The 22626-nt window shown below is 42.9% G+C and carries 22 protein-coding genes and 1 other annotated feature; of the genes, 18 read left to right on the plus strand and 4 right to left on the minus strand.

Going from position 1 to position 22626, the window contains the following annotated elements:
* Positions 1-260: 260 nt before the first annotated feature.
* A complete protein-coding gene (locus tag ADH49_RS06830; RefSeq protein ID WP_006595949.1) occupies positions 261-704 on the minus strand; it encodes a DUF1694 domain-containing protein in 444 nt (147 codons plus the stop codon).
* 186 nt (positions 705-890) lie between these two features.
* Between ADH49_RS06830 and eno the strand changes: the two genes are divergently transcribed.
* Complete coding sequence (gene eno, locus ADH49_RS06835; RefSeq protein WP_048691017.1) at positions 891-2195, plus strand: surface-displayed alpha-enolase; 1305 nt, start codon at positions 891-893, stop codon at positions 2193-2195.
* Positions 2196-2298: 103 nt separating this feature from the next.
* Here the strand turns inward: eno and ADH49_RS06840 are convergent, their stop codons facing one another.
* A complete protein-coding gene (locus tag ADH49_RS06840) occupies positions 2299-2484 on the minus strand; it encodes a hypothetical protein (protein WP_023023803.1) in 186 nt (61 codons plus the stop codon).
* A 76-nt stretch (positions 2485-2560) separates the two neighbouring features.
* The gene (locus ADH49_RS06845; protein WP_042361161.1) at positions 2561-3571 is read right to left on the minus strand and encodes a lactonase family protein; all 1011 of its coding nucleotides are present in this window, start codon (positions 3569-3571) and stop codon (positions 2561-2563) included.
* 175 nt (positions 3572-3746) lie between these two features.
* On the opposite strand from ADH49_RS06845, the gene ADH49_RS06850 reads away from it, so the two are divergent.
* The 3 genes from ADH49_RS06850 to budA all read left to right on the plus strand — a co-directional run bounded on the left by ADH49_RS06850 (position 3747) and on the right by budA (position 7008).
* Positions 3747-4916 carry an AI-2E family transporter gene (locus ADH49_RS06850; protein WP_048691022.1) on the plus strand — a complete coding sequence of 390 codons (1170 nt, stop codon included), beginning with the start codon at positions 3747-3749 and terminating at the stop codon, positions 4914-4916.
* Complete coding sequence (locus tag ADH49_RS06855; protein WP_048691024.1) at positions 4906-6144, plus strand: tetratricopeptide repeat protein; 1239 nt, start codon at positions 4906-4908, stop codon at positions 6142-6144. The genes ADH49_RS06850 and ADH49_RS06855 overlap by 11 nt, the downstream gene beginning before the upstream one ends.
* 147 nt (positions 6145-6291) lie before the next feature.
* Positions 6292-7008 (plus strand): acetolactate decarboxylase, encoded by a 717-nt coding sequence (gene budA, locus ADH49_RS06860; RefSeq protein ID WP_048691055.1) that lies wholly within the window; start codon positions 6292-6294, stop codon positions 7006-7008.
* A 35-nt stretch (positions 7009-7043) separates the two neighbouring features.
* Here the strand turns inward: budA and ADH49_RS06865 are convergent, their stop codons facing one another.
* Positions 7044-8705, minus strand: coding sequence for an Rqc2 family fibronectin-binding protein (locus ADH49_RS06865; RefSeq protein WP_048691026.1), 1662 nt, complete (start codon positions 8703-8705; stop codon positions 7044-7046).
* Between the two features lie 179 nt (positions 8706-8884).
* Positions 8885-9119 (plus strand) — a binding site (T-box leader).
* A gap of 156 nt (positions 9120-9275) precedes the next feature.
* On the opposite strand from ADH49_RS06865, the gene trpX reads away from it, so the two are divergent.
* The 14 genes from trpX to ADH49_RS06935 all read left to right on the plus strand — a co-directional run bounded on the left by trpX (position 9276) and on the right by ADH49_RS06935 (position 22486).
* The gene (trpX, locus tag ADH49_RS06870) at positions 9276-10256 is read left to right on the plus strand and encodes a tryptophan ABC transporter substrate-binding protein (RefSeq protein WP_414717671.1); all 981 of its coding nucleotides are present in this window, start codon (positions 9276-9278) and stop codon (positions 10254-10256) included.
* Between the two features lie 122 nt (positions 10257-10378).
* Entirely contained in the window at positions 10379-10798 is a 420-nt protein-coding gene (locus ADH49_RS06875) for a chromosome partitioning protein ParB (RefSeq protein WP_048691030.1), read from the plus strand.
* Positions 10799-11111: 313 nt separating this feature from the next.
* The gene (pheS, locus tag ADH49_RS06880; RefSeq protein ID WP_048691032.1) at positions 11112-12158 is read left to right on the plus strand and encodes a phenylalanine--tRNA ligase subunit alpha; all 1047 of its coding nucleotides are present in this window, start codon (positions 11112-11114) and stop codon (positions 12156-12158) included.
* A 2-nt stretch (positions 12159-12160) separates the two neighbouring features.
* Positions 12161-12676, plus strand: a complete 516-nt coding sequence (locus ADH49_RS06885; protein WP_048691034.1) for a GNAT family N-acetyltransferase — start codon at positions 12161-12163, stop codon at positions 12674-12676.
* 172 nt (positions 12677-12848) lie between these two features.
* Complete coding sequence (gene pheT / locus ADH49_RS06890; RefSeq protein WP_048691036.1) at positions 12849-15254, plus strand: phenylalanine--tRNA ligase subunit beta; 2406 nt, start codon at positions 12849-12851, stop codon at positions 15252-15254.
* Positions 15255-15489: 235 nt separating this feature from the next.
* Positions 15490-15798, plus strand: a complete 309-nt coding sequence (locus tag ADH49_RS10455) for a hypothetical protein (protein WP_048691039.1) — start codon at positions 15490-15492, stop codon at positions 15796-15798.
* Positions 15799-15811: 13 nt separating this feature from the next.
* Positions 15812-16021: a helix-turn-helix transcriptional regulator gene (locus ADH49_RS06900; protein WP_003002675.1), complete on the plus strand. Its 210-nt coding sequence runs from the start codon at positions 15812-15814 to the stop codon at positions 16019-16021.
* Positions 16022-16023: 2 nt separating this feature from the next.
* Entirely contained in the window at positions 16024-16797 is a 774-nt protein-coding gene (locus ADH49_RS06905) for a DUF3169 family protein (RefSeq protein WP_048691042.1), read from the plus strand.
* Between the two features lie 11 nt (positions 16798-16808).
* Positions 16809-17702: an ABC transporter ATP-binding protein gene (locus ADH49_RS06910; protein WP_013903836.1), complete on the plus strand. Its 894-nt coding sequence runs from the start codon at positions 16809-16811 to the stop codon at positions 17700-17702.
* Positions 17699-18913 carry an ABC transporter permease gene (locus ADH49_RS06915; RefSeq protein WP_048691046.1) on the plus strand — a complete coding sequence of 405 codons (1215 nt, stop codon included), beginning with the start codon at positions 17699-17701 and terminating at the stop codon, positions 18911-18913. Before ADH49_RS06910 ends, ADH49_RS06915 begins: the two co-directional genes overlap by 4 nt.
* A gap of 103 nt (positions 18914-19016) precedes the next feature.
* Complete coding sequence (locus tag ADH49_RS06920; protein WP_048691048.1) at positions 19017-19940, plus strand: aldo/keto reductase; 924 nt, start codon at positions 19017-19019, stop codon at positions 19938-19940.
* A 144-nt stretch (positions 19941-20084) separates the two neighbouring features.
* Positions 20085-20660, plus strand: coding sequence for a TetR/AcrR family transcriptional regulator (locus ADH49_RS06925; RefSeq protein WP_003002793.1), 576 nt, complete (start codon positions 20085-20087; stop codon positions 20658-20660).
* A complete protein-coding gene (locus ADH49_RS06930; protein ID WP_048691050.1) occupies positions 20657-21337 on the plus strand; it encodes an ABC transporter ATP-binding protein in 681 nt (226 codons plus the stop codon). The genes ADH49_RS06925 and ADH49_RS06930 overlap by 4 nt, the downstream gene beginning before the upstream one ends.
* Before the next feature lie 3 nt (positions 21338-21340).
* Positions 21341-22486, plus strand: coding sequence for an FtsX-like permease family protein (locus tag ADH49_RS06935; RefSeq protein WP_048691052.1), 1146 nt, complete (start codon positions 21341-21343; stop codon positions 22484-22486).
* Positions 22487-22626: the final 140 nt, after the last annotated feature.

Below are 22626 nucleotides of genomic sequence, written 5' to 3' on the forward strand. Positions count from 1 at the left end.
GAACTTTTTCAAAGTTCCATGACTAATTATTGAGCCTAAGGTCTCAATAATTCCGAATGCCTGGAACAATTATGTTTCAGGCATTTTTCTCACAGCGGAAAGTTTTTGATCTTCGTAAATAACTAAAAATTAAAAGTCATTTTTGATAATCATCTAACTGTTTTATGTAAAACAATAGCTTGTCTACATACTCAAGCGGTTAAACCGCTTTTTTCTATCTAATGTTAAATACTAATAAAATGTCTAAGGGACAGCTCTTATCAACCAAACCATTTCTTCCAAAGAGAAGGTTTGGTCGGTTTCTTTTCTTCCTCCCAGAGATCTGCAAAAGCAGATCGGAGGTCCTTGTCAGTAGTGGTAACTGGTGCATCTGTATGAATCACGAGCCCAAAAGGAGAGGAGTCGTGTTCCTCCGAAACAATAGTCGCCTGGCAACCAAATTCTTTTGCTTGTTTTAGATAGCTCAACTGGACGCTAGAATCAACATTTGGAGAAATCTTTACAAAGAGAGGGCTAGCTTGTTCATTCAATCTTTTCAGCACCTTCAAAAAGCCCTTCTGAAGCTGAGGACTATTGCTTGTTTTTAAATCGGCATATCCTAGAACGCGCTCTTCAAAGGTACCTAGAAAGCGACGTTGTTCATCAGGATTTAATTTTAGGCCACCGTTAGCCTTTTCCATAATTTCTTTAGATAGATCAGTCATAAGAATAGTATATCATATTTTAGGTTGAAAATGCCAAACGAATAAAGGCTGTCCCAAACAAAAAGAAAGCGATTTCTTGATAAAGTTAAGGAAAATCTGCACAAAGATAACGTTTTTTCTTGAAAAACGCGTATTTTTAAGGTATCATAGAGGTGTAAAAAATTTAAACTCAAAGGAGAGTAAGAAATGTCAATTATTACTGATGTTTACGCTCGCGAAGTCCTAGACTCACGCGGTAACCCAACACTTGAAGTAGAAGTTTATACTGAATCAGGTGCTTTCGGACGTGGTATGGTTCCATCTGGAGCTTCTACTGGTGAACACGAAGCAGTTGAACTTCGCGACGGTGACAAATCTCGTTACGGTGGTCTTGGAACTCAAAAAGCTGTTGACAATGTAAACAACATCATTGCTGAAGCAATCATCGGTTACGATGTTCGTGATCAACAAGCTATTGACCGTGCAATGATCGCTCTTGACGGTACTCCTAACAAAGGTAAATTGGGTGCGAACGCAATCCTTGGTGTGTCTATCGCTGTAGCTCGTGCTGCTGCTGACTACCTTGAAATCCCACTTTACAGCTACCTTGGTGGATTCAACACTAAAGTTCTTCCAACTCCAATGATGAACATCATCAACGGTGGTTCTCACTCAGATGCTCCAATCGCTTTCCAAGAGTTTATGATCTTGCCAGTTGGTGCACCTACATTTAAAGAAGCTCTTCGTTACGGTGCTGAAATCTTCCACGCTCTTAAGAAAATCCTTAAATCACGTGGTTTGGAAACTGCCGTAGGTGACGAAGGTGGATTCGCTCCTCGTTTCGAAGGAACTGAAGATGGTGTTGAAACTATCCTTGCTGCGATCGAAGCTGCTGGATATGTACCAGGTAAAGACGTATTCATCGGGTTTGACTGTGCATCATCAGAATTCTACGATAAAGAACGTAAAGTCTACGACTACACTAAATTCGAAGGTGAAGGCGCTGCTGTACGTACTGCTGCAGAACAAATCGACTACCTTGAAGAATTGGTTAACAAATACCCAATCATCACTATCGAAGATGGTATGGATGAAAATGACTGGGACGGATGGAAAGCTCTTACTGAACGTCTTGGTGGAAAAGTTCAATTGGTTGGTGACGACTTCTTCGTAACAAACACTTCATACCTTGAAAAGGGTATCGCAGAAGGAGCAGCTAACTCAATCCTTATCAAAGTTAACCAAATCGGTACTCTTACTGAAACATTCGATGCTATCGAAATGGCTAAAGAAGCTGGTTACACTGCCGTTGTATCACACCGTTCAGGTGAAACTGAAGATTCAACAATCGCTGACATCGCAGTTGCAACAAACGCAGGACAAATCAAGACTGGTTCACTTTCACGTACAGACCGTATCGCTAAATACAATCAATTGCTTCGTATCGAAGATCAACTTGGTGAAGTAGCTGAATACCGTGGATTGAAATCATTCTACAACTTGAAAAAATAAGCTAGTTTACTAGACTAAAAAGATCCTTGAGTTTTCTCAAGGATTTTTTTTGCTATCGAGCTAAACAAAAAATCCTCAACCAAGTAGTTGAGAATTTTAGGGATTAGAATAAGCCTTTGATTTTATCAACAGCACCGCTCACTAGATCGTTTCCAGCAACAAGAGCTTTTGCTTGTTCTAAGTAGTCACCAAGGTTATCCTTGTTGTCATCGATAAATTTTTTAGCAGCATCGAAATCTTTCTTTTCGATCATTTCTTTGACTTGGTTAAATAAATCCATTGGGTTCATGAGTTTTCTCCTATAACCTATTTATTATTATCACTATTTAATCACTTTTTAACCAAACTAGCAAGCGTTTTGATTCTTAGTTGAAGAGGACACAAACCGCCTCTGGTACGTGGAAATCATGGCTTAATTCAGTCAATCTACCACTCGTTTTATCGCGTTTAAAAACAGTGGCATTGTCTGAATCTTGATGAACTGCAATGAGATATTCTTGGTCCGGACTAAGAATGAAATCACGTGGATTGAGTCCATTGGTTGGAACGATTTCCAGAAGCACTAAGCTACCATCTGCCAAGATTTCATAAACTGCAATGGAGTTATGGGCACGATTTGAGGCATAGAGGAATTTCCCATCCTCTGAGAGGCGAATAGCAGCGGCCCATTTTTGACCTTCATACTCTTTAGGTAGGGTTGAGATGGTTTGGAAATGTTCAAAGTAGCCAAGTCCGTCATAGAAAAGGACATCGATGGTAGCGTTTAATTCGTTAATGAGGTAGGCGGTCTTGTAATGAGAGTGGAAAATGATATGACGTGGACCAGCACCTGGAGCTGTTTGATAGGTTTGAGTCTTCGTTAGTTTACCAAGATCATCGACTTGATAGACCACTACTTGATCGGTACCCAAATCACAAGTGATGAGTAGCTTATCGGGAGTGAGATCTGCATAATGTACATGGGGACTCGCTTGGTTTTCGTGAGGTCCAGAACCCTGATGAGTCGCTTGGTCGACAAAGGTTAAATGACCATCTTCATGGATGCGATATGAGAGGACTTGTCCCTTGTGGTAGTTAGCTCCATAGACCAAGCCACGCGCCTCATCAACAGAGACATAACAGAGGGGCGCCCCTTCCTCGACCACATGATTGATTAACTGGTGATCAGGACTAAAGCTTGCAATGCCGCCAAGACCTTGCTCCGCACCCACACTGTATAAGAAACCAGCTTTTGAAAAAGCGAGATAGGTTGGGTTTGGCTCTTGAGCAACTAGTTCTAAGTCGCTAAGTTGACCAGTTCTTTCATCGAAGGAAGCCTTATAAATTCCTTTAGAGTCTCGTTTGGTATAGGTTCCGAAATAAATATCTTGCATCACATGCACCTCGACTTTGTTGATAGCTCCATTATATCAGAAAAGAAGGGGATGGAAAACGATTAGGTGAAGGATTGACAAGCTAAGCATTAAAAAAAAGCTCACATTTCAGCTATATCGTGAAATTATGGACTAAAAATGCTAAAATAAAGACAGATTGAAAACGAAGGAGATTCCCGTGGAACATAAAGAAAAAGATTTTAGTTTATCCTGGTTTTTTAAATGGTTTGTAGATAATAAAGCCATTACTGTTTTTCTAGTAACCTTACTGATGGGATTGAATATTTTAGTTCTCAGCAAGATTAGTTTTATTTTTACACCCCTGTTAGAGTTTGGAGCAGCAGTCATGCTACCAGTCATTATTTCAGGGCTCCTCTATTATTTGTTAAATCCAATCGTGGACTTTTTGGAAAGGCACCGAGTCAAACGGATCATTGCAATTTCCATCGTCTTTATTTTGATCGCGCTTCTCATTTTATGGGGCTTGGCTGTCGCTATTCCAGCTATTCAACATCAAGTTCTTAGTTTTATGAAGAACCTGCCAGATTACTTGGAAAAGGCCAATAGGACCATCGATGATGTCTTAGACAACAAAGTGTCGCCAGAAATCAAGCCTCAGCTGGATGAATGGACCAGCCAATTGTCGCAGAATATTACCAGTTGGGCGAGTTCTTTTTCCGCCCGAGCAGTCAACTGGGTCAGCAATCTGATTACTGTCGCCTCTCAGGTCATTATCGCTTTGATTATTATGCCTTTTATCGTCTTCTATCTTTTGAGAGATGGAAAGAACTTAAAAGGGCAAATCATCCGTTTCTTGCCAACCAAGATTCGTAAATCTGCAGACAAAGTACTGTCTGATGTCAATACACAATTGGCTAATTATGTCAGAGGTCAGATTACTGTTGCTATCATCGTAGCTTTAATGTTTATTCTTCTGCTTAAGATCATTGGGCTTCGTTACGCTGTGACACTCGGTGTAACCGCTGGTTTTTTGAACTTGATACCATACTTGGGCAGCTTCTTGGCCATGCTCCCAGCCTTAGTCTTGGGGTTGGTGGCAGGACCAGAGATGTTTGTCAAAGTCGTCATTGTCTTTATTGTTGAGCAAACAATCGAGGGACGTTTCGTTTCCCCACTTGTCTTGGGGAGTCAGCTCAATATCCACCCAATCACGATTCTGTTTGTATTGATTACTTCTGGCTCTATGTTTGGAATCTGGGGAGTCTTCTTAGGAATCCCGGTTTATGCTTCGGCTAAAGTAGTCATCAGTGCTCTATTTGAATGGTATAAAGAGGTCAGTGGTTTGTACGAAAAGGACGAAGTTGAGGAAATTCAAAGTGAAGAATAGTCAAAAAATTCTAGAAGCAATTGAGAAACAAGAGCTAGATCGTCTGCCAGCTTATTTGGATAAGGCTTTGCTAGAAGATGATCCAGCTACCTTGTTAGAATTGGGACAATATTTTGAAAGTATTGGTTTTTACCCAGAAGCCAAGCAAACCTACTTGCATCTGAGAGATGATTATCCAGAGGTCTATCTGAGTCTAGCCACTATCGTAGCGGAAGATGGACTAATGGAAGAAGCCTTTGCTTATTTGGAAGAAATCCCGGAAAGTTCGGAATGGTATCTAGCCAGTCTCTTAGTCAAGGCAGACCTCTACCAAAGTGAGGGCTTGGCAGATGTGGCTCGAGAAAAACTGATGGAAGCAGCGACTCTTTCAGATGACCCTATTATTCAACTAGGCTTGGCAGAGATTGATTTAGAACTTGAAAATTACCAAGAAGCCATTCAAGAGTATGCTCAGTTAGACAACCGTCTCATTTTAGAAGAAACGGGCATTTCCACATACCAGCGGATTGGCTATGCTTATGCGAATCTGGGTCGGTTTGAGTCTGCTATTGAGTTTTTAGAAAAGGCCTTGGAAATTGAGTTTGATGACCAGATTGCCTATGAATTGGCAACCCTTCTCTCTGACCGAGAAGAGTATCAACGTTCTCTGATCTACTTCAAGCAGATTGATACACTGTCGCCAGACTTTGAAGGGTATGAATACGGCTATGCCTTGGCTCTACAAGCTGAGAATGACCGAAAAACAGCGCTAGCGATAGCAGAGCAGGGGATCCAAAAGAATCCTTTCGACGCCTACCTCCTCCTTCTAGCTTCCCAGTTGGCCTACGAGTTGCACCAGCCAGAAAAGGCAGAAAACTATCTGTTAGAAGCCAAAGAAGTAGCTGAGGACCTCGAAGACATCGCCCTTCGCCTAACAACCTTTTATTTGGAACAGGAACGCTATGAAGACGTCCTTGAATGGCAAGAAGTGGAAGTGGAGAATGTCGTCACCCGCTGGAATATCGCTCGTGCCTTGGTAGCACTCGAAGAGGTTGAAAAAGCAGAACCAATCTATGAAGGGCTCTACCCAGATTTGAAAGAAAATCCAGAGTTCTTAGAAAGCTATAGTTTCCTCTTAAGAGAGTTGGGGGATATTGCAAAAGCCCGGGAAGTGGCAGAAGGCTATTTGCAGCTAGTGCCAGATGATGGGCAAATGCAAGCTTTCTATGAGAGTCTGCTAGAAGAATAATTAAATAACCCAGGTGGAGCGGGATCCGAACAAGTATGTATCATTGTTCTGGCCCGCTCTTTTTTAAACAGTCTTTCTGTTATTGTCCTTGAGAATATGGTATACTGGAAGGGCTAAAAAGAAGACAAGATGAATGAGGGAGAAAAAATGGAACCGGTGAAATTGTTTCAATACAATACCTTGGGGGCTTTGATGGCAGGTCTCTATGGGGGATCCTTTACCATTAAAGAATTACTGGAGCATGGAGATTTAGGAATTGGGACCTTGGACTCAATCGATGGCGAATTGATCGTCTTAGATGGTAAGGCTTATCAAGCTAAGGGTTCAGGAGAGGAACCAGAGATTGTGGAAGTATCTCCAGATGCGACCGTCCCTTATGCGGCTATTGTTCCCCACCAGGCCGAAGTGATTTTTCGGCAACGCTTTGAAATGACAGATGAGGAATTAGAGGCTCGCATTGAATCTTATTACGATGGCGAAAATCTGTTTCGTTCGATTAAGATTCATGGTGATTTTGCAAAAATGCATGTGCGCATGATTCCCAAATCGACCTCGGAAACCAAATTTGCAGATGTGGCGACCCATCAGCCAGAATTTACACGAGAAAATGTTACAGGAACCATTGTTGGTTTTTGGACGCCAGAGATGTTTCATGGGGTCAGTGTAGCAGGCTATCACCTTCACTTTATCTCAGATGACCATACCTTCGGGGGGCATGTCATGGATTTTGTCATCAAAGAAGGCATTGTTGAAGTTGGGGCTATTGATCAATTGGACCAACGCTTCCCCGTCCAGGACCGCCAGTATCTCTTTGCCAAGTTCAATGTTGACCAAGTCAAAGAGGATATCCACAAATCAGAATAAAACAAAAGGGCTGAGAATCATCTCAGCCCTTTTTATTACTCATTGATGCGCATGGATTTAATTTTTTCTTCTTCAGGGGTGACCCGAAGGGTTTTTTGACCGGTATAGGTTACAAAGCCAGGTTTTCCTCCGGTTGGTTTGTTAAGTTTCTTGGTTTCAATCATGTCGACTTGGACCAGATTGGACAGGCGTCCCTTAGAGAAATAGGCTGCCAGCTCAGCTGCATCGGTTTTGACCTCATCTGAAGGGTTGAGGTTACCTGTAATGACCACATGACTACCTGGAATATCCTTAGCGTGGAACCAGAGTTCGTCCTTTTTAGCCATTTTGAAGGTCAATTCTTCGTTTTGAAGATTGTTCCGGCCGACCAGGATAATGGTTTTGCCGTCTGATGCTAAGTACTTCTCTGGTTTTTTCCGTTTATGGATTTTTTCTCGATTACGTCGTTTGATAAAGCCTGTTTGGATCAGCTCTTCGCGAATCTCGGCTACTTCAGAAAGGCTGGCTTGGGCCAGAGCAGTTTCGACTGTTTCCAGGTAGGAGATGGTTTCCTTGGTTTCCTGGATGAGAGAGGTCAAATGTTTAACGGCCTCTTTTAGCTTTTGGTAGCGCTTGAAGTAGCGTTGCGCATTTTGACTAGGAGTCAAGGCCTTATCCAAGGCAATGGTAATAGGCTGGTTGGTATAGTAGTTGTCTAAGGTGACTTGGTCTTGATCATTTGGGACTTGATGGAGGAAGGTGGTGAGCAGTTCGCCTTTTTGACGGAATTCTTCGGCATTTTCTGTCGCCGCTAGTTCAGCTTCCTGTTTGGCCAATTTTTTCCGGTTCTTTTCTAGGTCATTGTCCACCTTGCGGATCAGTTCCCCAGCTTGTTGCTGGACCCGGTCGCGCTCAGCCTTGTCCAAGTAGTAGTGGTCAAGTAGATCTGATAAGGTCTCGAAGGTCTCCTCCTGGCTATCTGCATAAGCGAGAGCAGCAAAAGATTTTTTCGTTAGACGGGGATCTGTTGGAGCTTCAAAGAATGCTCGGAAGGTTTTTAATTTTTCTCCGCTTTCTAATCGACTGGCCAATTCTTGAGCAGTATCACGACCAAGACCCTGGAAATGGGTTTGAAGATTTTTAGGTGTCAACTCTTCTCGGTGAAGAAAGGCGAATAAGGCTTCGTCCTTGATGGTAAAGGGGTTGACCGCTTCGGTTTTTGGAGGAGCTACATAGGTCGAACCTGGCAAGAGGGTCCGGTAGCTATTTTGAGAGAAGCCCACATGCTTGATCGCTTCGATGATTTTTCCAGTTGCCTTGTCCAGAAGAATGATATTGCTGTGCTTGCCCATGATTTCGATGATCAGGGTCACAGATATATCATCTCCAATCTCATTTTTATTAGAGACGGCAATTTCTAAAATACGGTCATTCTCCAGTTGCTGGATTTGCTCAATGACTGCCCCTTGGAGATACTTGCGCATGACCATGATAAAGGTATTAGGGAAGGCAGGATTCTCAAAATTGGTCTGGGTCCGTTGGATCCGACCAAAAACAGAATGGGAAGACAGCAAGAGTTTTTGATTCTTGCGGTTGCTACGAATTTGTAAAACCAACTCTTGTTCAAAGGGTTGGTTAATTTTTTGGATGCGACCATATAGGAGTTCGCTTTGTAATTCATTCACCATATGGTGTAAAAAAAATCCATCAAAAGACATGGGGTTCCTCAACATTCTAGACTAGTTCTAGTAAATTATATCAAAAAAGTGCCTGAAAACCCAGTAAGAAGGAGGTTTTCAATCCTTGTGAAAGTGTCCGTTAGAAAATGAATTTCAGGAAATGACGAACGTTTTCAAAAAAAACATAAAAAAGTATTGACAAGGTTTACAGAAACATTTACAATGGATTCAATTAGAAAAGTAATAAATGAAAATTTATTAGAGAGCTCACGGTTGGTGGAAGTGGGTAGTGGACATTTATGAAATTGGACTAATGATGAGATGAATTTGAAACAATAAAAATTCGGTCGGCACACCTTATCGTGCAACTTGTTGCTAGACAAGACAGAGATATGGGAGGAGTTTATCCATTTTCCCATAAGTGAGGTGGCACCGCGATGACACGTCCTCACATAGCTATAGCTATGTGTGGGCGTGTTTTTTGTTTCAAAAAGAAGGGAGAAAAGAAGATGAAGAAACGATGGCGACTCAGTCTTTAACAAAGATGCGAAAAAACGAAAAAAATAAATAATTGAGGTAAGAAATATGAAAAACAAACGTGTATTGGGAATGATTGGTGCTTTGCTAGCTGTTATTTTAGTAGCTGTTGTCTATCCAATGTTAAACAATAAAAATGGTGCTAATAAAGCAGATGGAACTAAAAAGGTAAAAGTCGGTGTCTTGCAGTTGGTCAGCCACCCATCGCTAGACGAAATCTACAAGGGGATTCAAGATGGCTTAGCTGAAGAAGGCTACGATAAGGACAAGATTGAGATCGAATTCCTCAATGCGGAAGGAGACCAAAACAAGGTTGCAACCATGAGCAAGCAATTGGTCCAAAACAACAACGACGTCTTGATCGGAATCGCAACCCCATCTGCTCAAGGTTTGGCTAGTGCGACTAAGGACAAACCAATTGTCATGGGTGCTATCACAGACCCAGTCGGCGCTAACTTGGTCAAAGATTTGAAAAAACCAGGTGGCAATATCACAGGAGTATCTGACCACAACCCAACGGAACAACAGTTGAAGTTAATCAAAGAGTTGACTCCAAACGTGAAAACAATCGGGGTTCTTTACTCAACCAGTGAAGATAATTCTAAAACGCAAGTAGAAGAATTTACAAAATTGGCTGAAAAAGCAGGCTACAAGGTGGTTCCTTATTCAGTCCCTTCTACAAATGAAATTGCTTCAACGGTTTCTGTCATGACTGGTAAAGTAGATGCCATCTGGGTTCCAATCGACAACACCATCGCTTCAGCCTTCTCAACTGTAGTCGAAGCAAACAAAACAGCTAAAAAACCAATCTTCCCAAGTGCAACAGCAATGGTCGAAGCTGGTGGTTTAGGGTCAGTCGTTGTCGACCAACACGATCTTGGAGTGGCAACTGGTAAAATGGCTGCGAAAATCTTGAAAGGTCAAAAACCAGGTGATACACCAGTCGAAATCTTCACAGATGGTAAATCTGTCATCAACAAAAAAGTGGCAGAAGAATTAGGCATTACCATTCCAGAATCTGTCTTGAAAGAAGCTGGACAAGTCATCGAATAAAAACAAACGAATAACAAGAATGGCAAGGGAATTTGGCTTTGGCAGGTCTTTAAATCCTGACCTTTAAAAATGTTCACCAGTGCTCATGACCAGCTTTTTTACTCATGGTAGAGGAGAAAGAAATGGAAGTCAAGATAACAGATCTTCATCCGACCCAACTATATTTATCAGAAAAGAAGTTACATGATATCCAGATGCTTGATCAGTCGGCAGAAATCATCAATGTGGATCCGATTAGTGTTCTTGCATTTGGAAATTGCTTCTTGATTACAGACGGGCATCACAGGGCATATCAGGCTTTATTGGCTAGTCGGGATACGATTTCTGCTGAGTTTGATAGAGATGGTGGTGATGAGCTCTATCATCTCTATGCGCAAGCTTGCGAGGAAAGAAAGATATCCTCTGTTCTGGATTTAAAACATCGTATCTTACCTCAAGATGAGTATGAAGCAAAATGGTATAACTGGTGTGATGGTTTTAACCAAGCAGCAACTCTTCTATTGAAAAGGAAAGCAGATGAAACAGACAAGGCAAATAAATAATGCCCTGCGTCTTGTTTCTTTGTCTATTGAAATTAGTCTCATCTAACTTGTTTTTTAACTAAAAATCTGATAAACTAGAATGTAATTGAATAGAAATCTGCAAGACTAGTACCTCAAGGGAAGTGCAACAGGGAGAAGAGCCGTGACTGAAAGCTCTTTGCATGAAAGCTGAGTGAATTCACTTGCGCAAGGATTTAGAAATTAAGGTCTGAGTTTCAGATAAAAAACGGATGGTACCGCGTGTCAACGCTCCGAATATGGATGTGGCGCGTGGTTTTTTCTATGTCTGAGTGAGGACCATGATGGAGGAAATATGTCAACGATTGAAGAACAACTAAAAGCGCTTCGAGAAGAAACGCTGGCAGCCTTGAAGCAGATCTCTGCTGAAAATAAAAAAGAGATGCAAGAGCTACGCGTCTCTGTCCTTGGGAAGAAAGGCTCTCTAACCGAGATCCTCAAAGGGATGAAAGATGTCTCTGCTGAGATGCGTCCGGTCATCGGGAAACACGTTAATGAAGCCCGTGATGTTTTGACGGCTGCCTTTGAAGAAACAGCTAAGCTCTTGGAAGAAAAGAAAGTCCAAGCCAAATTAGCTAGTGAGAGTATCGATGTGACCCTTCCGGGACGTCCAGTCGCAGTTGGTCATCGCCATGTCTTGACCCAAACCAGTGAAGAAATCGAAGATATCTTTATCGGGATGGGCTACCAAGTTGTAGATGGCTTTGAAGTCGAAAAAGACTACTACAACTTTGAACGCATGAACTTGCCAAAGGATCACCCAGCTCGTGATATGCAGGATACCTTCTATATCACAGAAGAAATCTTGCTTCGGACCCACACATCACCAGTTCAGGCGCGTGCAATGGATGCGCATGACTTTAGCAAGGGACCTTTGAAAATGATTTCTCCAGGCCGTGTTTTCCGTCGGGATACAGATGATGCGACCCACAGCCACCAGTTCCATCAGATCGAAGGCTTGGTTGTTGGGAAGAACATTTCTATGGCGGACCTTCAAGGAACGCTTCAGTTGATCGTGCAAAAGATGTTTGGTGCAGAACGTCAAATCCGTCTGCGTCCTTCTTACTTCCCATTCACCGAGCCATCCGTTGAGGTCGATGTATCTTGCTTCAAATGTGGTGGAGCGGGATGTAATGTATGTAAGAAGACAGGTTGGATCGAAATCATGGGGGCCGGTATGGTTCACCCACGCGTGCTCGAGATGAGTGGCATTGATTCGACAGTCTATTCAGGATTCGCCTTTGGACTTGGTCAGGAGCGTGTAGCCATGCTTCGTTATGGAATCAATGATATCCGTGGCTTTTATCAAGGAGATGTTCGCTTCTCAGAACAGTTTAAATAATCATGTTAGTTAGAGTAAAAATCGATCAATTACAGACCTTACGTGACCTAGAGGTGGAAACCTATCGGGAGACCTTTGGTCCCTATATTGTTGAGGAAGACTTGGAAGAGTACTTCTCTACCGTGCTCTCTTTGGAGCAAATCGAGAAGGATCTGCTAGATCCAGAATCTGAAATCTATTTTGTCCTCAATGAAGAACAAGAAATCTGTGGTTTTCTCAAGATCAATTGGGGGCAAGCACAGACGGAGCCAGTAGAGATGGACAAGTCCTTTGAGATCCAACGGATCTATGTCAAAAAGGAATTTCATGGGGCTGGTTTTGGCAAGGAAATGTTTATCTTTGCGCTGGATCAAGCCAAGAGCCGGGGCTTTGAGTGGGCCTGGCTAGGTGTCTGGGAACGCAACTTTAAGGCGCAAGATTTTTACTATCGCTTTGGTTTTGAACGATTTAGTGAACACCAGTATGTTACCGGAGATACCGTGGATACAGACTGGTTGTTGAGAAAGAAATTGATCTAGAATGGACAAGAAGTCTCAGAATTGGAAGCTTCCATTCTAGAGAAGGGGAGGTTATTAGACCTTCCTAAGCTAGCCTCGAGCTGGAAAACACAAAATGAAAGGATCAAAACGAGGGTGGATGGAGATCTAGGAAAGATATCTAGATTTCTGCTTAGCCCTTGGTATCTTACATATGTTAGTTAGTTATAAATGGTTAAAAGAATTGGTGGACATTGATGTGCCATCACAAGAGTTGGCTGAAAAAATGTCAACCACAGGGATTGAAGTAGAAGGTGTCGAATCACCAGCTGCTGGCCTCTCAAAAATTGTCGTCGGAGAAGTCTTGTCTTGCGAAGATGTGCCAGAAACTCATCTTCATGTTTGCCAAGTCAATGTGGGCGAAGAAGAAGCTCGTCAAATCGTCTGTGGAGCACCAAATGTGCGTGCAGGAATCAAGGTTATGGTGGCTCTTCCAGGTGCTCGCATCGCGGATAACTACAAGATTAAAAAAGGGAAAATCCGTGGCTTAGAGTCACTAGGGATGATCTGTTCACTTGGTGAATTGGGCATTTCTGATTCCGTTGTACCTAAGGAATTTGCAGATGGCATCCAAATCTTGCCGGATGATGCAGTACCAGGTGAGGAAGTATTCTCTTACCTAGACTTGGATGATGAAATCATCGAACTTTCCATCACGCCTAACCGTGCAGACGCTCTTTCTATGCGTGGGGTAGCGCACGAAGTAGCAGCGATTTATGACAAGGCAGTCAATTTCAAAGACTTTGCTTTGACTGAAACAGACCAAGCTGCAGCAGACGCTCTTTCTGTCAGCATTGACACAGACAAGGCGCCATACTATGCTGCTCGTATCTTGGACAATGTGACCATCGCACCAAGTCCACAATGGTTGCAAAACCTCCTCATGAATGAAGGTATTCGTCCGATCAACAATGTCGTTGACGTGACCAACTATATCCTACTCTACTTTGGTCAGCCTATGCATGCCTTTGACTTGGATACCTTTGAAGGAAACGAGATCCGTGTCCGTGAAGCGCGTGCGGGTGAAAAATTGGTGACCTTGGACGGGGAAGAGCGTGAGTTGGAGACGAATGACCTAGTCATTACTGTGGCTGACAAGCCAGTAGCCCTTGCCGGTGTTATGGGTGGTCAGGCTACAGAAATTTCTGAAAAGTCTAGTCGTGTCGTCCTTGAAGCCGCTGTCTTCAATGGCAAATCTATCCGCAAGACCAGCGGTCGTCTCAACCTTCGTTCTGAATCATCTTCTCGTTTTGAAAAAGGCATCAACGTGGCAACTGTCAATGAAGCCCTTGATGCGGCAGCAAGCATGATAGCAGAGCTTGCAGGTGCAACCGTGCGTAAGGGCATCGTTTCAGCAGGTGAATTGGATACTTCAGATGTAGAAGTATCTTCCACTCTTGCTGACGTCAACCGTGTCCTTGGTACAGAGCTTTCCTACGCAGATATTGAAGATGTCTTCCGTCGCCTTGGTTTTGGCCTTTCTGGAAATGCTGATTCCTTTACTGTGAGTGTTCCACGTCGCCGTTGGGACATCACTATTGAAGCGGACCTCTTTGAAGAAATCGCACGTATCTATGGTTATGACCGCTTGCCAACCAGTCTTCCAAAAGACGATGGGACAGCAGGTGAGTTGACTGCGACTCAAAAATTGCGTCGTCAGGTTCGGACGATTGCTGAAGGGGCAGGCTTGACTGAAATCATTACCTACGCTCTGACAACTCCTGAAAAAGCCGTTGAATTTACGACTGCACCAAGCAACCTAACAGAACTTATGTGGCCAATGACTGTGGACCGTTCAGTTCTCCGTCAAAATATGGTTTCTGGTATCCTTGATACAGTTGCCTACAACGTAGCGCGTAAGAACAAAGACTTGGCTCTTTATGAGATTGGAAAAGTCTTCGAGCAAACAGGTAATCCAAAAGAAGACTTGCCAAATGAAATCAACAGCTTTGCCTTTGCTTTGACTGGCTTAGTTGCTGAAAAAGACTTCCAGACTCCAGCTGTTCCAGTTGATTTCTTCTATGCTAAGGGAATCTTGGAAGCCCTCTTTGCTCGCTTGGGTCTTGAAGTGACTTATACAGCAACCTCTGAAATCGCTAGCCTCCATCCAGGACGTACAGCCTTGATTTCACTCGGGGATCAAGTTCTTGGTTTCCTCGGTCAAGTACACCCTGTGACGGCTAAGGCTTATGATATTCCAGAAACTTATGTAGCCGAGCTTAACCTTTCAGCTATCGAAGCAGCCCTTCAACCAGCTGCTCCATTTGTGGAAATTACGAAGTTCCCAGCAGTCAGCCGTGATATCGCCCTTCTCCTCAAAGAAGAAGTGACTCACCAAGAAGTGGTCGATGCCATCCAAGCTGCAGGCGTGAAACGTTTGACAGACATCAAACTCTTTGACGTTTTCTCAGGTGAAAAACTGGGTATCGGAATGAAATCTATGGCATACAGCTTGACCTTCCAAAATCCAGAAGATAGCTTGACCGACGAAGAAGTCGCTCGCTATATGGAAAAAATCCAAGCATCACTCGAAGAAAAAGTAGACGCAGAAGTGCGATAAATCGTAAAAACATGAAACAGTTGAGAAATTCTCAACTGTTTTTTTTCTTACAGGATTTGCAAGTTATAGGCCTTGAAACCCTATAAAAATAAAGAAATTCCTTTAAGTACTCAAAATATCCATGTCAACCATCCTTCTATTTTTGACAAATATTTTTATTTTTTTGACAAATACACTTGTCAAAAAGAAAAAGAAGTGTTACAATGATTTTAGTTGAAAGAAGGGGAGGTTTCTTATGGGAGCCATATGGATTCTTTTTATCCCTTTTCTGATTATGGTTTATGCGAGCTCAGAAAAGAAGAATAAAAGGTTGAACAAACGCATTAGACGATTAGAAAAACAAGTGAAAGGAAATCAAGACATGTCTAGAATTTTAGAAGAATTGAAAGGCCAAACGGCCACTGTTTTAGTGAGTGGTGTTGGATTCGAGTATGAAATTTTGGATATCGACGAAGATTGGGTCAAACTGACTCGTGTGAATCATAAACAACAGAGGGAAACCAAATTAGTCCGCATCGAAGATATTCAAGGTATTCAACTATAAGGGGGCGAAAGCCATGATCTTAAAAAATCGACTGAAAGAGCTGAGGGCGCGTGATGGCCTCAACCAATCCGAGCTAGCCAAGCTAGCAGGAGTCTCGCGCCAGTCCATCAGTCTCTTGGAGCGGGGGGAATACACCCCCTCGGTTATTATTGCCATCACCATCGCCCAGATTTTCAAGGAACCGGTGGAGAATGTCTTTAGTCTAGTAGAGGGAGAGGAATAAAAGTGAAAAAGAAGTTAAAAGAAAGGTCAGCCCGTTTTCGTTTTTGGAGAAACATGGCCATGGTCCTATCAGGATTAATCATTGGTTTTTTGACAGGTTATTTTGGTTCAGACCATCCTATTGAATTCCAAAAGCTATTTGATCGAGATATGATCTATATAGGGTCAATCATTTTATATCTGGTGGTTTTCGGGATTGCGTCTACCTACCTCATCTCATCGCGCCAGTCTTATCAGATGATGGAGGAGGCAGAAGATGAAGACGAAGCCTACCGTTATGAAAGCCAAACGAGAAGAATCTATGACTTGGCTACGATGTTCAAAGGCGTCATGATTGTTCCCTATCTATTAGTGATTTTCTTCTCTTGCCAAAAACTAGTCTATGAAGAAAAACTAACAGGTGCTTTTGGGAAATACACCATCCCGCTTATTTTTCTTGCTTTGTTCCTTCTTACTTTTGGGCTAGAACATCAGTTTCGAAAAACCTTCAAACAGATTTATGGAAAAGCAATCCCACGCAATGCTAGTGGGGCAGAAGTCCGTGAACTAATAATGAGCATGATAGATGAGGCAGAGAAACAAATTTGCTACGAGGAGAATTACGATATTGTCTTCAAGTTAAGCAATTATGTCTTACCGATTTCCTTAATGGCGATATTCTTAGTTGGCATTGCTTTCCAGGCAGATATCTTGTTAGCATTAGTAGTTGTATCACTAATTTATGTCTATATCTTGGTCTCTCAATACAAGATTACCAAACGTTATTATAAAGAGTAAAGGAGTCATTCATGTTAGAAATTAGAAATTTAGAAAAGAGTTTTGGCAAGAAGCAAGTCTTGTTCGGCATTGACTTGACTGCGAAAAAAGGATCCATCTTAGGTTTGATCGGGAAGAACGGAGCTGGGAAGACCACTATCTTTCATAGTATCCTCCGCTTCCTTGACTACAGCGGTGATATCCAATTGGATGGCCAAGCAATCAGTCAAGAAACCTATAAGGAAATTGGCTACCTGCCAGAAGAGCGAAGCCTTATGCCTAAGTTAACCATCTATGAGCAAGTCCGTTACCTTGCTAATCTCAAAGGAATGTCAACTGCTGAGGTCAAGGAGAAACTTCCAATCTGGATGGAAAAGCTCCAAGTAAAAGGAAAATTAACCGATAAGATCAAGAGCCTCTCAAAAGGGAATCAGCAAAAGGTGCAATTGATCATTACCATGATCCATGAGCCAAAATTGATCATCCTGGATGAGCCTTTTAGCGGACTGGATCCTGTCAATACAGAAGTGCTTAAGCAGGTCATTTTTGAAGAAAAAGAACGCGGTGCCACCATTATCTTCTCTGACCACGTCATGACCAATGTGGAAGAACTCTGTGATGAGTTGGTTATGATTCGTGATGGATCTGTGATTCTTTCAGGTCCCGTACAAGAAGTTCGCAATAGCTTCGGGAAGACTCGTCTCTTCGTATCCAATGACTTCAGTAAAGAGGAGTTGGAAGTGCTGCCTCACGTGACCAAGGTGACCATGACCAAGCAAGGCCTGTGGAAGTTGGTATTGGATGATGAAACAGCAGGTCCGGACCTCTTTGATCAGTTGACCAAGGGTCGCTATCTAGCAACCTTTGACCAACAAGCCCCAACCATTGATGAAATCTTTAAACTAGAATCAGGAGTAGAAGTATGAAACAGATGCTGATTGTTATCAAAGAAACTTATTTACGCCAAGTGAAATCATGGAGCTTTTTACTGATGGTGCTTACTCCCTTTCTCTTCTTCGGATTGACGATTGGAGTGAACTATTTCGTCGGATCTTCTACATCTGCGAAAAGCAACATCGCCTTGATTACAGATCAAGCTCCTGTCAAGGAAGTCTTGAAAGGGACCGATGGCTTGACCTTTGACTATAAGGACGAAGCAGCAGCTAAAAAGGCCATGAAAGAGGAAGAAATCAAGGGAATCCTCACAGTTGAAGAAAAGGATGGCCAGCTAGAGGCTCGCTACCAGAGTGAGGATGCCATGAAGCCAGGTTTCAAAGCAATCCTTATGGCTAAATTGAGTCAGGTCCAACAAATGCTCAATGTTTCTAAAGCGGATTTAAGCCAAGAGCAGTTAGCAGCCCTTTCGCAACAGGTCTCATTGATTGAAAAAATTGATGAGAAGAAAGAAGGGCTGAAAATGGTGCAGACCGTGGTAGCTGGAGGAATCGGTTTTCTTATCTACATGATTCTGATGTTTTATTCAGGTATCACTGCTCAAGAGGTAGCCAGTGAAAAAGGGACCAAGATTATGGAAGTGGTCTTCTCAAGCATTCGCGCAACTCACTATTTCTATGCTCGCATGATTGGTCTTTTCGGAGTCATTTGTACTCATATTGGTATCTATGCAGTCGGATTGGGAGGCGTTTGGATTTTTAGAGACTCCATTCCTCTTGTGAAAGATATCTTATCTCCAGACTCTCCTATCACCCAACATATTGGACAATCCATTTCCTTGAATACCTTATTCTTGATCATTCTTGGAATCTTCATGTACGTGGTTCTTTCAGCTTTCCTAGGTTCAACAGTTGCTCGTCCAGAAGATACAGGAAAAGCGATTTCGCCACTGATGATGTTAGTGTTCTTTAGCTTCTTTGGAGTAACTACCTTAGGTAGCGCAGGTGATGTCCTTCTGTTGAAGATTGGATCATACATTCCATTCATTTCAACCTTCTTCATGCCATTCCGTACCATCAATGGCTATGCAAGTGGACTTGAATCATGGGGATCATTCGGAATTGCCTTGGCCTTCACGCTCCTCGGCACCATGATCATTGGAAAAATCTATTCAAGCCTTATCTTACAAACAGATGACCTAGGTTTAGTCAAGACTGTTAAAAAAGCCTTGAGCTATCGTTAAAAGAGACACCTTCAGTGGATACTGGAGGTGTTTTACTTTGTGAAATCATTGCTGTTTGATCTTCTTTACATTATAATGAAAGAAGAATGAAAAGGAGGCGGACATGAACTATATTGAGTTTGCTGAAAATGAGCGTCTGTCCACGATTGTCCTTGGGATGATGAGGATCAGTCAGATGAGTGAAGATGAGGTGGAGGCCTTGGTGGAGGCAGCTTTGTCGATTGGGATCAACACCTTTGATCTGGCGGATATCTATGGCGATGGCCAGTGTGAGGTCCTGCTGGGTAAGGTTCTCAAGCGTCGTCCGGATCTTCGGGACCAGATGTGGATCCAGTCCAAGTGTGGGATTCGCAAAGACGGCTTTACCTATTTTGATTTTTCCAAGGACTATATTTTGGACTCCGTCAATGGCATTCTCGAGCGTTTGCAGATCGAGCGCTTAGATAGTCTCCTCCTTCACCGACCGGATGCCCTCATGGAGCCGGAAGAAGTGGCGGCAGCTTTTGATCACTTGGAGCAAGCGGGCAAGGTCCGCCATTTTGGGGTGTCCAATCAAAACCCTATGATGATGGAATTGCTCAAAACGGCTGTCCAACAGCCTCTCAAGATCAACCAGTTGCAGTTGAGTGCTGCCTTTACACCGAGCTTTGAAGCTGGTTTTCATGTCAACATGGAAGGGCCTAAAGCAGCCGTGCGAGATGGCAGTGTCTTTGAGTATTGTCGCTTAACTGATACGGTGATTCAGGCCTGGTCTGTTCTCCAGCATGGCTATTTCAAGGGGAATTTTGTCGGTAAAGAAGAGTTTGCGGCTCTCAATCACGTCCTCAATGATTTGGCGAAAAAATACCAGGTCACACCGACAGCTATCGCCCTTGCCTGGGTCCTCCGCTATCCGGGTAAGATGCAGTCCGTCATCGGAACGACCAAGCCCCAGCATGTCCTTGAAGCAGGAAAAGCAGCAACAGTCACCCTAACTCGCAAGGAATGGTATCAAATCTACTTGGCGGCGGGAAATGATTTGCCTTAGAATCTTGTTAGTAAACCAGATTCCACTCTTATCGGTGGTCTGGTTTTTTTGTGGTTTTCAGTTTTTTCTTGACAAGTCTTTCTTTTTTATGGTAATCTTTATGCAACAAGTGTTGCGCAACGAATGTTGCGCGAAAGGAGTCTTATGCCACCCAAGGTTAAATTTAGTAAAGAGGCTATCATTGGGACAGCTTTACAATTGGTGAGAGAAGAGGGAATGGCTAGTTTAACTGCTCGAGCATTAGCGGAGAAACTGGGAGCCACACCGAGAGTCATTTTTGGGCAATTTGCTAATATGGCTGAGTTACAAGCAGAGGTTATTGGTGCTGCGGAGATGGTCGTGGTGGAGTATATTCGCAAGGCCTTAGAAGATGAGAAACCTTTCCGATCTGTCGGGGTTGCTTATATCCTTTTCGCCTCAAAAGAACCCCAACTCTTTCAATTGCTTTTCCAAAATCCTAGCAAAGATCCGATTCGTCGCTTTCAAGATTTTCTTCCCATGAAGGATCATAGTTACCAATTGGTTCTGGATTCGATTGTCGCAGACTATCCTTTGACTGTAGAGGAGGCTAGTCGCTTGTACCAGCATCTATTTATCTACTCACACGGGATGGCCTCTATGGTTGCTTCTGGTATTTACCAGTTCGGCATGGAAGAAGTGATTGGATTACTGACAGAGGTTTGTCAATCTCTCATCAAAGAAATGGTAGGAAAGAAATGATTCAACTAGAAAATGTGCACAAAAGTTACGGCCAAACCAAGGTTTTAAAGGAGATTGATTTGCAGATTCAAGACCAGGATGATGTGGTTATCCTCGGCCCTTCTGGATCGGGGAAATCAACTCTCTTAAATGTGTTATCAGGCTTAGAAAAGGTAGACGAAGGGCATATCCTCATTCAAGGACAAGATTTATCACAACTCACAGATGCTCAATTGACAGCCTTTAGACGGGAGAAGATTGCCTTTATTTTCCAGCAGTATTATCTATTGCCGAATCTGACGGTCAGACAAAATGTAAAGATGGGAGCTGACCTGGCAAACAATCATGATTTTTTGCAGATCATCGAGGATTTGGGGCTTGGCGATAAGCTGGACAAGTATCCGAGTGAATTGTCTGGTGGGGAACAGCAGAGAGTCTCCATTGCTCGGGCCTTGGCCAAAAGGCCAGAGATTCTCTTCTTAGATGAGCCGACGGGAGCCCTGGATGAAGAAACAGGGCGCAAGATTCTCGACTATATCTGGAAACTGAAGGAAAAACTGGGCTTTACCCTCATCATGGTGACGCACAACCAAAATATTGCGGATATGGCAAGAACCATCATTCGTGTCAATAGTGGCAAGATTACCGAAGTTGTGACCAATGATCAGCCTCAGACTGCTTATGAGATTGGATGGTAAGCCATGTTTTCAGTAAAAGATATTCGAAAATTAGTTGTCGTCAGTATCATTGGGGCTTGTGCGGTCTTTGTAGCCAATCTCTTCTTGAATTTTTACCTGGATATCGAGCAGTTGGAGATTTCGAAAACCAATCCCATGATTCAGACCTACTATGATGCCCAGGTTTCGCTTTCCTGGATGGTGGCCATGGTCAGTGGAGTCGTCCTGTCCTTGACGTCGGTCCTTCTCATGTGTTTTTATATCAAACAATTTGTCGATGACCACAAGGAACAATTAGGGATTTTAAAGGCTTTGGGATATAGCAATGGCCAGTTGGCTAAACGGTTTTGGGCCTTTGGACTCAGTTTTGGAGCTGGAGCGCTTCTTGGCTATTTTGCTTCTTTTCTTATGATGGGACATTTTTATGACTTCCGCAATGAGAAGAGGATTTTGCCAGAAATTACTATTCACCTTCACTGGCAACTCTTGCTTGCTTTGGTGATCCTGCCAACGACCTTCTTTATGCTTCTCGCGATTAGCTATGCTAGAAGACAACTACAAACCCCGGCTCTTCGCTTATTGAAAAAGTCCCCAACTCCAATCAAGGTCCAAAGGAGAAAGCGGGCTCCTAAGAAAGAGAAAGACTTCCTAAAAGAGCTGTCCTCATCTCTGATTTGGGGGAGAAAATCGATCTTGTTTTTTGTGGTCTTTGGCTCTATGTGTTTTGCGGCTATGGTGCAATTGTCCTTTGGCTTAAGAGATTATACAGATGACATCATCCAAACCATGATGATCATGATTGGCTTGATCCTTTCTTTCTCGATTCTCTTTTTGTCATTGGGGATTGTGGTCTCTGAAAGTCGTGAAACCTTGGCTCTTATGAAGGCTTTTGGCTACACCGATCGTGAATGCCAAAGTCATATTCTCGCTCCCTATCGTTTTTGGGCTTATTTAGGATTTGTTCTTGGGACAGCTTATCAATATGGCATCATGGAAATCTTGATCGGTGTGATCAAAAATACGGTTCCTGAAAAGATTGAGCATCACTTTGATGGGAATGTGTGCTTTTGGACCTTGCTCGGTTTTGCTTTGATTTATGAAAGCCTGTTTTATCTATCCAACAGAAAACTCCAAAAACAAACCATCAAAGAAGTGCTCTTAGCTGAATAAATAGAAAAGAGAGTGGGACAGAAATTGGTAATTCGTTAGAATTCGATTTCGTCGTCCCACCTCCGCATAGTTGAGTGGGGCTGTAAAAGCTGATGAAATCAGCGTAGTAGAGCCCACTCAACCACTGCGTCTTGCTCGAC

This window comes from Streptococcus sp. 400_SSPC, assembly GCF_001072745.1.
Classification (GTDB): domain Bacteria; phylum Bacillota; class Bacilli; order Lactobacillales; family Streptococcaceae; genus Streptococcus; species Streptococcus xiaochunlingii.